This is a genomic window from Hydrogenophaga sp. (assembly GCF_011772445.1).
Taxonomy (GTDB): Bacteria; Pseudomonadota; Gammaproteobacteria; order Burkholderiales; family Burkholderiaceae_C; genus Hydrogenophaga.
The window spans coordinates 99,475-113,366 of sequence record NZ_WVZN01000026.1 but is presented as its reverse complement, the minus strand read 5'-3'; the positions used below and the strand labels follow the sequence as shown (position 1 = coordinate 113,366).

The following is a 13,892-nucleotide window of genomic DNA, read 5'->3' as shown; positions in this document are numbered from 1 at the left end:
AACCATTACGAATGTAATCGGACGGTTATCTTCGCGGCGTGGAATACGCCGGTCGTCCCGCACGGTGCGGGAGGCACGGGCCCCACCAGGGCCCGAGACCCCACAACGGAGAAACCATTCCATGAAAAAGAGCCTGATCGCTCTGGCCGCCCTGGCCACCATCAGCGGCGCCGCCATGGCGCAGTCCAGCGTCACCATCTACGGCCGCCTGGACGCTTCCATCGGTTCCGAGAAGGCCGGTGCCGCTGGCGCCGCCCAAAGCACGTCGCAACTGCAAAGCGGCCTGCTGAGCACCAGCCGCCTGGGCTTTCGCGGCACCGAAGACCTCGGTGGCGGCCTGAAAGCCATCTTCCAGCTGGAAGGCGCGCTCAACGTGGACGACGGCACCGCCGCCGGCTACCGCTTCGGCCGCATGTCCATCGTCGGCCTGTCGGGCGGCTTCGGTACCGTCAAGCTCGGCCTGCACGACACGTCCTTCGACGACATCCGCGACATCAGCGTGAGCAGCGCGCTGTGGGACTCGGCCTTCACCCCCAGCACCATTGCCTACAGCAACTCGGTGGGTGGCGTTGCCGTGGGCCACGTGGCCGACTACTCCGCCCGTGCCAGCAACCAGATCCGCTACGAATCGCCGAACTTCGGCGGCTTCACCGCCGGCGTGAGCTACGGTCTGGACGAGCAGGCCTCGCCGATCAAGCGCGACACCACCGCCTTCAACGTGCGCTACCGCGGTGGCCCGCTGGATGTGGGCGTGGGCTACCAGGAGCTGGACAACGAAGTCGGCGCCCTCAAGCGTGAGTACACCACCCTGGCCGGTGCCTACGACTTCGGCGTGGTGCGCGTCTCCGCCGGCTACAACATGGCCGAGCAGGGTTCGCTGGAGTCCAACGGCTTCGTGATCGGCGCCAACGTGCCGATGGGTCCCTGGGACTTCTCGGTGGGCTACGCCTACAACAAGTCCGAGAACTCGGGTGTCGACACCGCCAAGTCCAAGGGCCTGGCTTTCGGTGCCACCTACTCGCTGTCCAAGCGCACGCGCGTGTACGCCGCCTACCTCGATGGCGACGCCGAGAACGGCGCCGGCACCGAGATCGCCGAGCGTCGCCTGTACGCCGTCGGTGTCCGTCACGACTTCTGATCGTGACCGCGGGGCCTGAGCGCCCCGCACCGGGGCCGCAAGGCCCCTCCCTTTCCAAGGTTTGGTTTTGACAGCCATCGCCCTCGCGGGCGGTGGCTTTTTTCTTGCCCGAGCGTGTTCAGGCGGCCCCGGGGTTGCCCTTCATGCCGATCAGGGTGGGCTCGTTCACCTTCACGCCCTTGATCACCTTCTTCGCGCGCAGGTGCGTGGCGACCACGTCCCACACCGGCTCGCCTTTCACGTTCTCCTGCACCGAGGCCCAGCCCGCCACCTTGTACTTCTTGTCGGCCTCGATGGGCTTGCCCTTCAGGCGCATGTTCTGGATGCGCCCGCCCATGCGCTCCTTCGGCGCGATGCTGTACTGCAGCCCACCCACGCGCACCATGTCGCCGCCCTGCTGGTAGTACGGGTCGGGGTTGAAGATGTTGTCGGCCACGTCTTCCAGGATCTCCTTGATCTGCGTGCCGGTGAATTCGTTGAGCGTGGTCGACGGGTAGGTGATGGCCGTCTGGTCCATCAACGCCTCCATGGTGATGGCGTCGCCCGGCAGGAGCGAGGTGCCCCAGCGCACGCCCGGCGAGAAGCACAGGTCCGCGCCTTTCACCTCGATCAGCGCGTCGCAGATGACCTGGTCCCAGGTGCCGTTGAAGTTGCCGCGGCGGTAGAGCAGGTCTTCGGTGACGGCGAGCTTCTCTTCCAGCTTCGCCTTGTGCGGCGCGCGCACGCCGTCGATGTAGGCCTGCATCCCGGCGTCGGCCGGCAGCAGGTTGGCGAAGATGGGCATGAGCTTGTACTGGTAGCCCTGCACCTTGCCGCCGCGCACGTCGAAGTCCAGCACGCCGAGGAACTTGGTGTTGGAGCCGGCGTTGGTGACCAGGGTCTGGCCACCGGGGTTCTTCACCACCGTGGGCGCGGGCATGCCGTCGTGCGTGTGGCCGCCCAGGATGGCGTCGATGCCGCTGACGCGCGAGGCCAGCTTCAGGTCCACGTCCATGCCGTTGTGCGAGAGCAGCACCACCACCTGCGCGCCCTTGCCGCGCACCTCGTCCACCATCTTCTGCAGGTGGTCCTCCTGGATGCCGAAGGTCCAGTCGGGCACCATGTGGCGCGGGTTGGCAATGGGCGTGTAGGGGAAGGCCTGGCCGATCACCGCGACCGGCACACCGTTCATTTCGCGCAGGGTGTAGGGCTTGAAGACCAGGTCCTCGAAGTCGGTGGTCTTGATGTTGTGGGCCAGGAATTCGATGTGGCCCTTGAGGTCCTTCTCGACGATCTCCTGCACGCGCGGGGCGCCGAAGGTGTGCTCCCAGTGCGAGGTCATGATGTCCACGCCCAGGCGCTTGCAGGCGTCGACCATGTCCTGCGCGTTGGTCCACAGCGAAGTGGCCGAGCCCTGCCAGGTGTCGCCACCATCGAGCAGCCAGGCGTGCGGGCGCTCGGCGCGCAGGCGCTTGACCAAGGTGGCCAGGTGCGCGAAGCCGCCGACCTTGCCGTAGGTCCTGGCGGCCTGCGTGAAGTCGAGGTAGCTGAAGGCGTGCGCCTGCGCGGTGCCCGGGCGGATCCTGAAGTGCCTGAGCAGGGCCTCGCCTACCAGGTGCGGCGCCTGGCCGGTGGCATCGCCCACACCCAGGTTCACGCTGGGCTCCCGGAAGTACACCGGCGTGAGCTGCGCGTGGCAGTCGGTGAAATGCAGGAAGCTCACGTTGCCGAAGCGGGGCACGTCGTACAGCCGCTCGCTGGCGCCGGCCGTGGCGGCCAGGGCGTCGCCATGGTCCAGGGCCATGCCGGCGGCGCTGGCGGCGGCCAGCAGTTGCATGAATTCACGGCGGCTCAGGCTCATGGGGCACTCTCTTCAGAAGCAAACACTGATATTCAAAGGCGCAAAAAAGCCCGGAGCCCTCAAGGGGCGCCCGGGCTCATCGGATCACTTGTTGACGGGCGAGTTCGGGTCGAGCAGCAGCGCCATCACGTGCTTGAGCTGCGTCTCGTTGAGGATGCCCTTGTGGCCCACGCGCGGCATCTGCGAGCAGGCGTTGTAGGCACGCGCGTTGTAGAGCTTGCCCCAGGTGTACTCGACGATGGGTTTGGACGCGGCGGCGGCCGGGTCGCTCACGCCGCGCAGCTTGCCGTAGTTGTAGAGGCTGGGGCCCAGGGTGCCGAAGGAGATTTCCTCCTTGCTGATCTGGTGGCAGTTGTAGCAGTTGCCGCCATTGGCCTGCTTGGCGTCGTCCGTCCAGGTCAGGCCGCGACCGCTCTGGGCGATCTTCTCGCCCTCTTTCCAGTCGCCCAGGAACTTGCCGTCCGAAGGCCACTTGATGGTCTTCGTGCTGGCCTCTTCCACGGCCTTGGCGAGCTTCTCGTCCAGGGGCTTGCCTGACAGATCGGCCTGCAGGCAGGTGGCGTTGGCCTGGTCCTGGTCCAGCCGGTCGAGCGTGGCGATGCCCTTGGCCTGGAAGGAGTTCTTCATCGTGTCGGCTGTGGCCTTTTCGACGTCTGCCTGGGACGGGGGCATGGAGCAGGCGGCCAGCAGCGCCGCCAGCAGAAATACGGTCAGGATGGGCTTGTTCATGTCGTCTCCTTTGTCGATTCGCCTCGCGCCACACGCGACCAGAGGTGCCGCGGAACCGGCTTTGCCGGGCCGCAGGCGCCGCCCCCCTTGAGGGGGGACGCGCGAAGCGCGGCGGGGGGTGTTTTCATTTCAGCGCTTGATCGCGGGCACGGCGGACTCGGCGCCCTTGGCGTTGACGCCCATGTAGACGCTCAGCGCGATGGTGGCGTCGCTGCCGAACTTGGGCTCGGGCCAGCGCATCTGGCGGAAGCAGTCGTTCAGGCGCAGTTGCATGCCCCACATCTGCGCGTTGGACACGCGGTAGGCGGGCCAGGCCGCGAAGCCGATGCCATCGCCGGGGTTCTTGGTGAGGTTGGGCAGGTCCTGCAGGCGGATGCGCTTGTCGTCCGAACCGTGGCAGGAGGCACAGGAGAAATCGTGCGTGCCACCGCGCGTGAAGAACAGCCGCTTGCCGGTCTCGTACATGAGCTTTTCCTGCGCATGCGACTGCGGCAGGTCCATCTTCATGCCCTTGGAGGCCGTGGCCACGTAGGTGGCAATGGCCGTCACGTTGGCCATCTCGCCGCGGTTGAACGGGGTCTTGGCGATGTCCTCGGCCTTGAAGCCCTGCAGCGTCTCCATGCAGGTGACGATGCGCGACTCCAGGTCCTGCACGCGGTTGGTGTCCTTGAAGTGGCGCGGCAGCTCCACGAACACGCCCTTGATGACGCCGGGGCCCTTGCCCAGGTCGCACTGCTCGAGCGACACGTTCTTCGGACCGCGCTTCTGTTTCCAGAGCTCCTCGCCCTTCATCTCGAACAGTTCGGCGGGGTTGCCGTCCTGCAGCATCTCGCGGTACTTGGCGATGCCTTCGGCCGTGGACGACTGCGCGTGCGCGGCAGCGACGCCAAGCACCAGCGCCGTGAAGGCAATGGCGCGGGAAACAGGTCGTGTCATGGGGAGATCTCCTCGTCTACTAGTTATAGAAACCCGTCGTGAGCCGGGGCAGTCCATCCAGTGTCACCGCGGAACCGGCTCTGCCGGGCCGCAGGTGACGCCCCCCTTGGGGGGTCGCGCGAAGCGCGGCGGGGGGTTACCAGTTACGCAATATTTGCTTCGTCGGTCCGCGAGTCGCCCTTGTTGTCGCTCCACTTCACCACGATCTTGTCGCCCTTGGCGCCGCCCTTGAACTTGAAGGACAGGAACGGGTTCTGCGCCACGGCGCCGGTGAACTGCGCCTGCAGCACGGTCTTGCCGTTGTGGGTGCAGTCGACGTTCGTGATGAAGTGGCCGGGGATGAGGGCGCCGGCGGCGTCGCGGCGCGTGCCGGGTTCCATGATGTGCGACATGAGCACGCGAACGGTGGTTTCGCCGTCGGCAACGGCGGCGCGGATGCGCATCGGATCAGCCATGGTGGACTCCTGTGTTCGTTGAATCTCGAAAGGGGCGTGTGGCGATCAGCCGCCGCAGCCACCCAGCGTGACCTTGGTTTCTTTCGTGGCCGAGTAGAGCTTGCCGTCGGCCTTGACCACGGCGATGACGTTGGAGCTCTGGCCCATCTTCAGGCGGGTGGAGATCTCGGGCAGCGTGCCGGCCGGGATGGTGAAGGCCGCCGCCAGGGGCATGGGGTTCTTCTCGACGATGAGGAAGATCTCGGTGGTGTTGGGCAGCTTGCTGGCCGCGCCGATGGGCACCACGGCGCCGTTCTCGGCGATGTCAGGGGCCACCACGGTGACCTGGTCGCTGTTGGCCGGCGTGCCGCCCACGGCCTTGAGCGCGTCGGCCAGGGTCTTGCCCTCGAAGCTGGAGCGTTCGAGCGCGGCATTCGCCTGGCTTTGGGTGACGATGCCCATGGAAACGAGGGCAGCAAAGGCCCCGGTGGTCTTCAAGGCGTCTCGACGGGTGCTGTTCATGGGAACTCCTGTGCAAATGCGTGGCGAAGGGCGAGTGTAGCGAGCGAGAAATGGAACGGGTATGGGGTATGCGTGAAGCCCTGGCTCAGCGCGGGCCGGCCGCGATCCAGCGCGCGATGGCCCGGGCCTCGCTGTCCTTGAGCTGCGGCTGCGGCGGCATGGGCACGGCGCCGAACACGCCGCTGCCGCCGGACTTGATCTTGCCGGCCAGGTAGGCCTCCAGGTCGGCCTTGCCCTTGTGTTTGGCCTGGACCTCGGTGAAGCCGGGGCCGACGATCCTGTTGCTGATGCCGTGGCAGGCTGTGCACCCGTTGCCGGTGAGCAGGGCCTTCACGTCCACCGCGCCGGGCGCGGCCGCCGGGGCGGCGGCCACCACCACCGGCGCGGGCGGCGGCGCGCTGCCCACCGGGCCCTTGAGCGGCGGCTTCGTGGTGTCGGCGCCGCGCACCGGACCCACCACGCGGTTCTGTTCCTGGATGTTGCCGTGCGCGTCGCGCGCGAAGTCGGGCAACGACGAACGCACCTCGGCCTCGGTCGGGCAGTCCTTCATGCAGGCCACGTTCTTCGCGTCGCCCTTGCCGGACACCTTCCAGAGCGGCTCGTGGAACACCATGCCGTTGCGGTTGGGCATGCGCTTCTGCACCTCGGCGATGTTCTGGTCCGACAGCGTGAAGTCCGCCGGCACGATGTCGCCCAGGTGCAGGATGTACGCGAGCACGCCGTAGACCTCCTCGGTCTTGAGCGTCTTGGGCGCGTTCCACGGCATGGCGCGGTTGATGTAGTCCCACAGCGTGGAGACGGTGGCCACTTTCATCAGCGTGGTGCGCTGTGGGAAGGTGTTGCCCGGCTCAAGGTTCTTCACGCGGCCGCGTTCGATGTCGGCCTGCGTGGTGCCGCCGACGATGGGCGTGAACACCTCGTTCGATTCACCGAACACGCCGTGGCAGGACGCGCACTGCGCCTCCCAGACCTTCTCGCCCAGCGCGACGCTGCCCGCGCCCTTGGGCAGGCCCTTGAAGTCGGGGCGCACGTCGATGTCCCAGGCCTTGATCTCGGCGGGTGTGGCCTCGCGGCCGAGCTCGTGCCAGGGCTTCGTTTGCGCCATCGCCGCGCCACCGAGCAGCGCGAGGGACAGCAGAATCAGATTTCGCATCGCCATCACTCAGAAGACTTGCACATTGGACACTTCGCCGTTCTCGGACACCTTCCACGACTGGATCGCGTTCTGGTGGTAGATCGAGCGCGTGCCACGCACCGCGCGCAGCTGGTTGATCTTGGGTTGCACGTAGCCGGTGCTGTCGATGGCGCGGCTTTGCAGAATGGCGGGCTTGCCGTCCCACACCCAGTCGATGTTGAAGCGGGTCAGCGCCTTGTCCAGCACGGGGCCTTCGAGGCGCGCGGTGCGCCAGGTGCGCCCGCCGTCCACGCTCACGTCCACGCGCTTGATCGCGCCGCGCCCCGACCAGGCCAGGCCGCTGACGTTGTAGTAGCCCTTGTCGAGCAGCATCTGCCCGCCCGATGGCGTGGTGATCACGCTCTTGCACTCCTGGATGCCGGTGTACTGGCGGTGCGTGCCGTCGGGCATGAGGTCGATGTAGTGCACCGCCTCGTCCTTGCTGGCCCACTTCTGGTCGCCCACCTCCAGGCGGCGCAGGTACTTCACCCAGCTCACGCCCTGGATGCCCGGCACCACCAGGCGCAAGGGGTAGCCGTTCTCGGGGCGCAGCATCTCGCCGTTCATGGCCCAGGCGACGATGCAGTCCTCCATGGCGCGTTCCATGTCGATGGTGCGCGTCATCGACGAGCCGTCGGCGCCCTCGGCCAGCACGTACTTGCCGAGCTTGCTGTCCGCGCCGCACATCTCGAGCAGGGTGGACAGGCGCACGCCGGTGAACTCCGAGCAGCTCACCATGCCGTGCGTGTACTGCACGCTGGGCAGGGCCACGTTGCCCCACTCGGGCGCGGAGTTCGCGCCGCATTCGATGAAGTGGATGCGCGACACGCTGGGCAGGCGCATCAGGTCGTCCATGGTGAACACGCGCGAGCGCTTCACCAGACCGTGCACCATCAGGCGGTGCTGGCTCGGGTCGATGTCCCACCAGCCCTGGTGGTGGCGCTCGAAGTGCAGGCCGCTGGGCGTGATGATGCCGAACAGGCCCTGCAGCGGCGTGAAACTCACCGAGGCCTGCGGCACGCGCGTGAGGCCCGGGCTCTGGCGGCGCTGGAGGTTGGCTTCCCACTTGCTCGGCTGGCCATAGGGGTTCTCGGCCACCGGGCGGCCCAGGCCGCGCGTGTGCTCGGGCATCTTCAGGATGGCGGGATCGCCCTCGCCCTCGCCTTCGCTCGCCAGCGCGCGCGAGGCGTGGCCTGCGGTGACGGCGCCTGCGCCCATCGCCAGGGCCTTGCCCATGAAGCTGCGCCGCGCCTTGCGCGCTTGCTCGAGCTTCTCGGCGTCGAGGTGGTTTTCGGGGGCGGGCAGCACCCGCCCGATCGTGTGTTGCAGTGGGTCAGACACGGCGCGGTCCGTTCAGGAGGAATCTCAGGGGTGCGACTATATCGTTAATTGCTGATATTTGGATGAGCGTAAACCCTTGATGCACTTCCCCACCGGCTGGTCTTCAATCCCAGAGGGCCGCTACGCACCCCAGGCATACCGATATCTGTTTTTCGAGGAAGGCCCGCTGCTACAGTTTTGGGTGCGCTTTCATCCCAACCCGCAATCGGAGACGACGATGCAGAGAACAACAAGGTGGCTGGCGGCGGCGACGCTGCTGGCCCTGAGCGCCGGGGCGCAGGCCCAGGTCAACCAGGTCCGCGTCTGGGCCGCGGCCTGTGCCAACTGCCACGGCACCGAGGGCCGCGCCCAGCCCGGCATGATCGGCTTGGCCGGCCGCAACAAGGACGAGCTGCTGCAGCAGTTGCTGGCCTTCAAGAACGGCCAGCGGCCCGCGACCATCATGCACCAGCTGTCCAAGGGCTACAGCGATGAGCAGCTGGCCCAACTTGCCGCGTACTTCGCGGCCCAGAAGAAGTGAGGAGCCGCACCATGCAACGACGTCAATTCGTACAGACATTGGGCGCGGGCTCCGCGGTGGCGGGCCTGGGCCTGCTGGCGGGCTGCGCCACCGGCGGCAGCGGTGGGCCGAAAGTGGTGGTGGTGGGCGGCGGCTACGGCGGCGCCACGGCCGCCAAGTACGTGCGCCTGTTCTCCGAGGGCCGCGTGGACGTGACGCTGGTGGAGCCGAATGCGAACTTCGTGTCCTGCCCGCTGAGCAACCTGGTGGTGGGCGGCCACAAGACGCTGGCCGACATCACCGTCTCCTACGACCAGTTGCAGCGCAAGCATGGCGTGAAAGTGGTGCGCGACACGGTCGAGAGCATCGACGCGGACAAGCGCACCGTGAAGCTGGCCAGCGGCGCCACCCTGCCCTACGACCGGCTCATCCTCTCGCCGGGCATCGACTTCATGCCCACCATCCCCGGCCTGGCCAAGCCCGGCGCGTCGGACAAGGTCCTTCACGCCTGGAAGGCCGGACCGCAGACCGCGGCGCTGCATGAGCAGCTCAAGGCCATGCCCGACGGCGGCGTGTACGCGCTGTCCATTCCCCTGGCACCGTACCGCTGCCCCCCCGGCCCGTATGAGCGCGCCTGCATGGTGGCGAGCTACTTCAAGGTCGCCAAGCCGAAGAGCAAGGTCATCATCTTCGACGCCAACGACGACATCACCTCCAAGAAGGGCCTGTTCCTCAAGGCCTGGGACGAGCACTACAAGGGCCTCATCGAGTACCGGCCCAAGCACAAGGTGGTGGACGTGGACGCGGCCACGAACACGCTGAAGTTCGAGTTCAACGACGACTTCAAGGCTGGCGTGGCCAACGTGCTGCCCGACATGCGCGCCGGCGCCATCGCCGTCAAGAGCGGCCTGGCCACGGCCAATGGCCGCTGGTGCGAGGTCGACTTCCTCACCTTCGAATCGAAGGCGGCGAAGAACATCCACGTGCTGGGCGACGCGATCCAGATCGCGCCGGCCATGCCCAAGTCGGGCCACATGGCCAACCAGCATGGCAAGACCTGCGCGGCCGCGGTGGTCTCGCTGCTGACGGGCCAGCAGCCACCGCAGAACCCGCTGTACGCCAACACCTGCTACAGCTTCGTCACCGCCAGGGATGTGGTGCACGTGGCCAGCGTGCACCGCTACGACGCGGCGCAGAAGACCATGCTGACGGTGCCCGGCTCGGGCGGCCTGTCCAGCGCGGCGAGCGAGATCGAAGGCGCCTACGCCTTCGGCTGGGCGCGCAACATCTGGGCCGACATGCTGGCCTGATCGGACCGCGCGCTTGCTGGCGACAGACCCCGCTGCGGCGGGGTTTGTCCTTTCTGGCGGTGCGGGCTTGACTCCGTACCCGCTACAGGCCTTGCAATCGGGGCAAGGAGAGATGTCGCCCATGTCCAAGGCCTGCTGCCCGCCCCCCGCCCATCCGCGCCCGCACGATCACCGGCACCCACACGACGAGGGCCATGGCCATGGCCACGATGCCCACGACCATGTCCATGGCCCCGCCACCGCGCGCGACTGGTGGCGCATGGGCGCTGCGCTGTTGCTGGCCCTCGCCGCGGAAGGTCTGCACTTCCTGGCGCCCGAGACCTGGGGCTGGAAGCTCGCGGGCATGGGCATCGCCCTGTCGGCCATTGCGCTGGCGGGCACCGAGGTGTTCCAGCAGGGCCTGGCGGCCCTGCGTCGCGGCCAGCTCAACATCAACGCGCTGATGGCGGTCGCCGTCGCCGGGGCCTTTCTCATCGGCCAGTGGCCCGAGGCGGCCATGGTGATGGCGCTGTACTCGCTGGCCGAGTTGATCGAGGCGCGTTCCGTGGAGCGCGCGCGCAACGCCATCGCAGGGCTGCTGGCCCTGTCGCCGCCGCAGGCCGAGGTGCGCCAGGCCAGCGGCCAATGGGCCGTGGTGGACGCGAAGGCGGTCGCCGTGGGCGCGACCGTGCGCGTGAAGCCCGGCGAACGCTTTGCGCTCGATGGCCGGATCACCAGCGGCCACAGCGCGGCCGACCAGTCGCCCATCACGGGCGAGAGCATCCCCGTGGACAAGGCCCCGGGCGACGAGGTCTTCGCCGGCACCATCAACCAGCACGGCGCGCTGGAGTTCGAGGTGAGCAAGCCCGCGAGCGACACCGTGCTCGCGCGCATCATCCACGCGGTCGAGCAGGCGCAGTCCAGGCGCGCGCCCACGCAGCGTTTCGTCGACCGCTTCGCGGCCATCTACACGCCGGCGGTGTTCGCCATCGCCCTGGCCGTGGCGCTGCTCGGCCCGCTGCTGTTCGGCTGGCCCTGGCTCACGGCTGTGTACAAGGCGCTGGTGCTGCTCGTCATCGCCTGCCCCTGCGCGCTGGTGATCTCCACGCCGGTGACGGTGGTCAGCGGCCTCGCGGCGGCGGCAAGGCGCGGCATCCTCATCAAGGGCGGCGTGTACCTGGAGGACGCGCGCCGCCTGCGCGTGCTGGCGGTGGACAAGACCGGCACCGTGACCGAGGGCAAGCCGCGCCTGGTGGCGCAGGCGGTGCTGTCCAGCGCCCTGCCGGCCGAGCGCGTACTGGGCATCGCACGCAGCTTGGCGGGACGTTCGGACCACCCCGTGTCCAAAGCCATCGCCGCTGGCCTCGACAACGCAGCCCTGGCCATCGATGGCTTCGGTGCCGAAGCCGGCCGCGGTGTGCGCGGCACCGTGGACGGGCAGGCCTACGCGCTCGGCAACCACCGCTGGATGGAAGAACGCCAGCAGTGCTCACCCGAGCTGGAAGCGCTGATGCGCGAGCACGAGGCCCAGGGCCGCACCGTCACCCTGCTCGCGGGCGATCAGGGCGTGCTGGCGCTGTTCGCGGTGGCCGACACCACCAAGGCCACGAGCCGCCAGGCCATCGAGGAACTGAACGCGCTGGGCATCACCACCGTCATGCTCACCGGCGACAACCCCGCCACGGCGCAAGCCATCGCGGCGCAGGTCGGCATCGGCGAGGTGCGCGCCAACCTGCTGCCGCAGGACAAGCTCGACGCCATCGAGGCCCTGCGCGCCCAGGGCGCCGTGGGCATGGTGGGAGACGGCATCAACGACGGCCCCGCGCTCAGCGCGGCCAGCATCGGCTTCGGCATGGGCGGCGCGGGCAGCGACACCGCCATGGAAGCGGCCGACGTGATCGTGATGAACGACGACCTGCGCAAGCTGCCCGAGACCATCCGCCTGTCGCGGCGCACACATGCGGTGCTGTGGCAGAACATCGCGCTGGCGCTGGGCATCAAGTTCGTGTTCCTGCTGCTCGCACTGTTCGACAACGCCACCATGTGGATGGCGGTGTTCGCCGACATGGGCGCGAGCCTGCTGGTGGTGTTCAACGGGCTGCGCCTGCTGCGGGGCAAGGCTCAGTAGCCGAAGAAGATGGCGCTGGACCCGTCGATGTGCTTGCCACTCAGCAACAGCTCGCTGCCGTCCCGCGTCATGGCCGTGGCCTGGCCCAACCACTGGCCTTGCCTGGCGACTGGCGCCTTCAGTCGTGCCTTGGTCACCATCCTCGGCTGGCTGGGATCGGGATCCGGGTTCTCGACAAAGTAGTAGCCTGCGCCGGCTTCCGAGGGTGAGGCGGGGAGGCTGCTGTCCTCGAGCGCGATGTCCGCCGGACGCTTGAGGCCGTTGTGCCGGCTGCCGTCCTCGCGCACACCGACCAGCAATCGCGGCCCGTTGGCGGTCACCAGCGACACGCTGATGCCGAAGCGATCGGCCGCCCGCGGCGCATGCGCCAACAACACCGAGTACTCGCTCCACAAGGTGCTCTGGCGCCGGTACACCACCACCTGGCCCGCGGCCGACCGGATCGCGCTGCCGTCCAGCGGGTCGTGGCCCTTGTCGGGGTAGCCCACGGCCAACCAGTCGCCACCGGCGCTCATGGACAGGGCCCCGCCGAAGCCCTTGTAGGCGGAAGACGATGCGTCCGGATTGGAGGACACCGACGAAGAGCGATTGGCCGACGGCGCGAAACCGGACGCCAACGAGGCGGGTTTCGTTGCATCGGCCCAGAGCCAGGCGAAGTCATAGATCAACACGCCACCGGCCAGCAGGCCGTTGAACGACGCGCGCGGCGCCCCCACGGCGACACGCTGCGCGAACTGGTCCGCCGCGATGGCCGCTCCGAAGAAGACGGCGGTCGAGCCCGTTTGCACGGGCGGCTTCACGTAGGCCTTGAAGCTGTAGAGGTCGCCGCTGGCCGCGTATGCGTACACCGCGCCACGGTCCTCGCTCGAGTTGTCGTCGAACGCACTGGCCTCGGCGGTGCCGTACCGATAGACGTCGCCATTGGCTCCGCCGTCCTCGTTCGGCGCGCCGACGAGAAGCTGTCCTTCGTCTCCGATGGCGACCGCGGAGCCGAACGCGTCCTTCGCGCCCGCATTGGCTGCCTTGATTCGCGCGACCAGCGTCCAACCGTTGCCGCTGGAATACCGGTACACCTGCACCGCGCCCGAGCCGTCCACCAAGGCCGTGCCAGCGGGCGGGTTGGGATTGACGCCGTCCAGTGCGGTGGGTGCATCGTCGCCGGGTATCCCCACCGCGAGCCACAGCCCATTCGGCGACAGCGCCACGCTCGCACCGAAACGATCGGACACGGCGCCATTCGTCCGGGCGAGAGACGTGGGCAAACTCGACCACTGCGCGCCGCCTTCCGCCCGTTCATAGACCAGCACCATGCCGCGTTCGCCGTCGGCACCGGGAACGCCAATGGCGAGCACGTGCGTGCTGCCCCGCTTGCCGGTCGCCATCGCGCGAGCCACGTTGTTGTCATCGACGTCGGCGCTGGCCGAGACGATGGATCGGGCCAGGTCACCCGTGACCGGCGTGGTCCCCACCGCCAGATTGCAACCGCTGAGCCCACAAGCCGTGACACGGTACTTGTGGTTCATTGCGTCCACCAGGCTCAGGTTGGTGAAGGTGCTCGAGGGCACCGTCGATTCGGCAAGCTGCGTGAAGTTGTCGGCGCCATCGGTGGCATCGACATCCCGCTCGATGCGGTAACTGGAGGCGCCGGACACTGCAGGCCAGTCGAGCTTCAGTCCACGTTGCGCCACGGACGTGATCGTCAATGCGATCGCGGGCGTACCCGATCCGTTGCCCGGATCCGTGATCGGTCCCGTGCCCGAGCCCGGCGGCGGGGACGCTGGCGGCGAACCCGAAGGCGGCGGCGCCGAGGGTGGTGGAGGCGACGCAGGCGGAGGCGGCGGCGGCGGCGGAGAACCGCCGGG

The 13,892-nt window shown here is 68.0% G+C and carries 12 protein-coding genes; 4 read left to right on the top strand and 8 right to left on the bottom strand.

The genetic code is table 11. The annotated features are described in order from the left end of the window. Positions 1–121: 121 nt before the first annotated feature. Complete coding sequence (locus GTO19_RS11815; protein ID WP_291021089.1) at positions 122–1,138, top strand: porin; 1,017 nt, start codon at positions 122–124, stop codon at positions 1,136–1,138. A gap of 118 nt (positions 1,139–1,256) precedes the next feature. Here GTO19_RS11815 and soxB read toward each other — a convergent pair whose 3' ends face one another. The 7 genes from soxB to soxC form a co-directional block, all read right to left on the bottom strand. Beyond that, positions 1,257–2,978, bottom strand: a complete 1,722-nt coding sequence (soxB, locus tag GTO19_RS11810) for a thiosulfohydrolase SoxB (protein ID WP_291021088.1) — start codon at positions 2,976–2,978, stop codon at positions 1,257–1,259. An 84-nt stretch (positions 2,979–3,062) separates the two neighbouring features. Then, on the bottom strand, positions 3,063–3,650 hold the full coding sequence (gene soxX / locus GTO19_RS11805; RefSeq protein WP_291021241.1) for a sulfur oxidation c-type cytochrome SoxX: 588 nt from the start codon (positions 3,648–3,650) through the stop codon (positions 3,063–3,065). Between the two features lie 186 nt (positions 3,651–3,836). Further along, complete coding sequence (gene soxA / locus GTO19_RS11800; RefSeq protein ID WP_291021087.1) at positions 3,837–4,643, bottom strand: sulfur oxidation c-type cytochrome SoxA; 807 nt, start codon at positions 4,641–4,643, stop codon at positions 3,837–3,839. Between the two features lie 143 nt (positions 4,644–4,786). Next, positions 4,787–5,098, bottom strand: a complete 312-nt coding sequence (gene soxZ / locus GTO19_RS11795; protein WP_291021086.1) for a thiosulfate oxidation carrier complex protein SoxZ — start codon at positions 5,096–5,098, stop codon at positions 4,787–4,789. Positions 5,099–5,143: 45 nt separating this feature from the next. Continuing rightward, positions 5,144–5,599, bottom strand: coding sequence for a thiosulfate oxidation carrier protein SoxY (gene soxY, locus GTO19_RS11790; protein ID WP_291021085.1), 456 nt, complete (start codon positions 5,597–5,599; stop codon positions 5,144–5,146). A gap of 85 nt (positions 5,600–5,684) precedes the next feature. Continuing rightward, positions 5,685–6,752, bottom strand: a complete 1,068-nt coding sequence (locus GTO19_RS11785; RefSeq protein WP_291021084.1) for a c-type cytochrome — start codon at positions 6,750–6,752, stop codon at positions 5,685–5,687. A gap of 9 nt (positions 6,753–6,761) precedes the next feature. Further along, positions 6,762–8,114, bottom strand: a complete 1,353-nt coding sequence (gene soxC / locus GTO19_RS11780; RefSeq protein ID WP_291021083.1) for a sulfite dehydrogenase — start codon at positions 8,112–8,114, stop codon at positions 6,762–6,764. 217 nt (positions 8,115–8,331) lie between these two features. On the opposite strand from soxC, the gene GTO19_RS11775 reads away from it, so the two are divergent. The 3 genes from GTO19_RS11775 to GTO19_RS11765 all read left to right on the top strand — a co-directional run bounded on the left by GTO19_RS11775 (position 8,332) and on the right by GTO19_RS11765 (position 12,030). Further along, positions 8,332–8,634, top strand: a complete 303-nt coding sequence (locus GTO19_RS11775; RefSeq protein ID WP_291021240.1) for a c-type cytochrome — start codon at positions 8,332–8,334, stop codon at positions 8,632–8,634. An 11-nt stretch (positions 8,635–8,645) separates the two neighbouring features. Then, a complete protein-coding gene (locus GTO19_RS11770) occupies positions 8,646–9,923 on the top strand; it encodes an NAD(P)/FAD-dependent oxidoreductase (RefSeq protein ID WP_291021082.1) in 1,278 nt (425 codons plus the stop codon). 121 nt (positions 9,924–10,044) lie between these two features. After that, positions 10,045–12,030, top strand: coding sequence for a heavy metal translocating P-type ATPase (locus tag GTO19_RS11765; protein WP_291021081.1), 1,986 nt, complete (start codon positions 10,045–10,047; stop codon positions 12,028–12,030). Here the strand turns inward: GTO19_RS11765 and GTO19_RS11760 are convergent. Then, complete coding sequence (locus tag GTO19_RS11760) at positions 12,024–13,733, bottom strand: hypothetical protein (protein ID WP_291021080.1); 1,710 nt, start codon at positions 13,731–13,733, stop codon at positions 12,024–12,026. The genes GTO19_RS11765 and GTO19_RS11760 overlap by 7 nt on opposite strands. Positions 13,734–13,892: the final 159 nt, after the last annotated feature.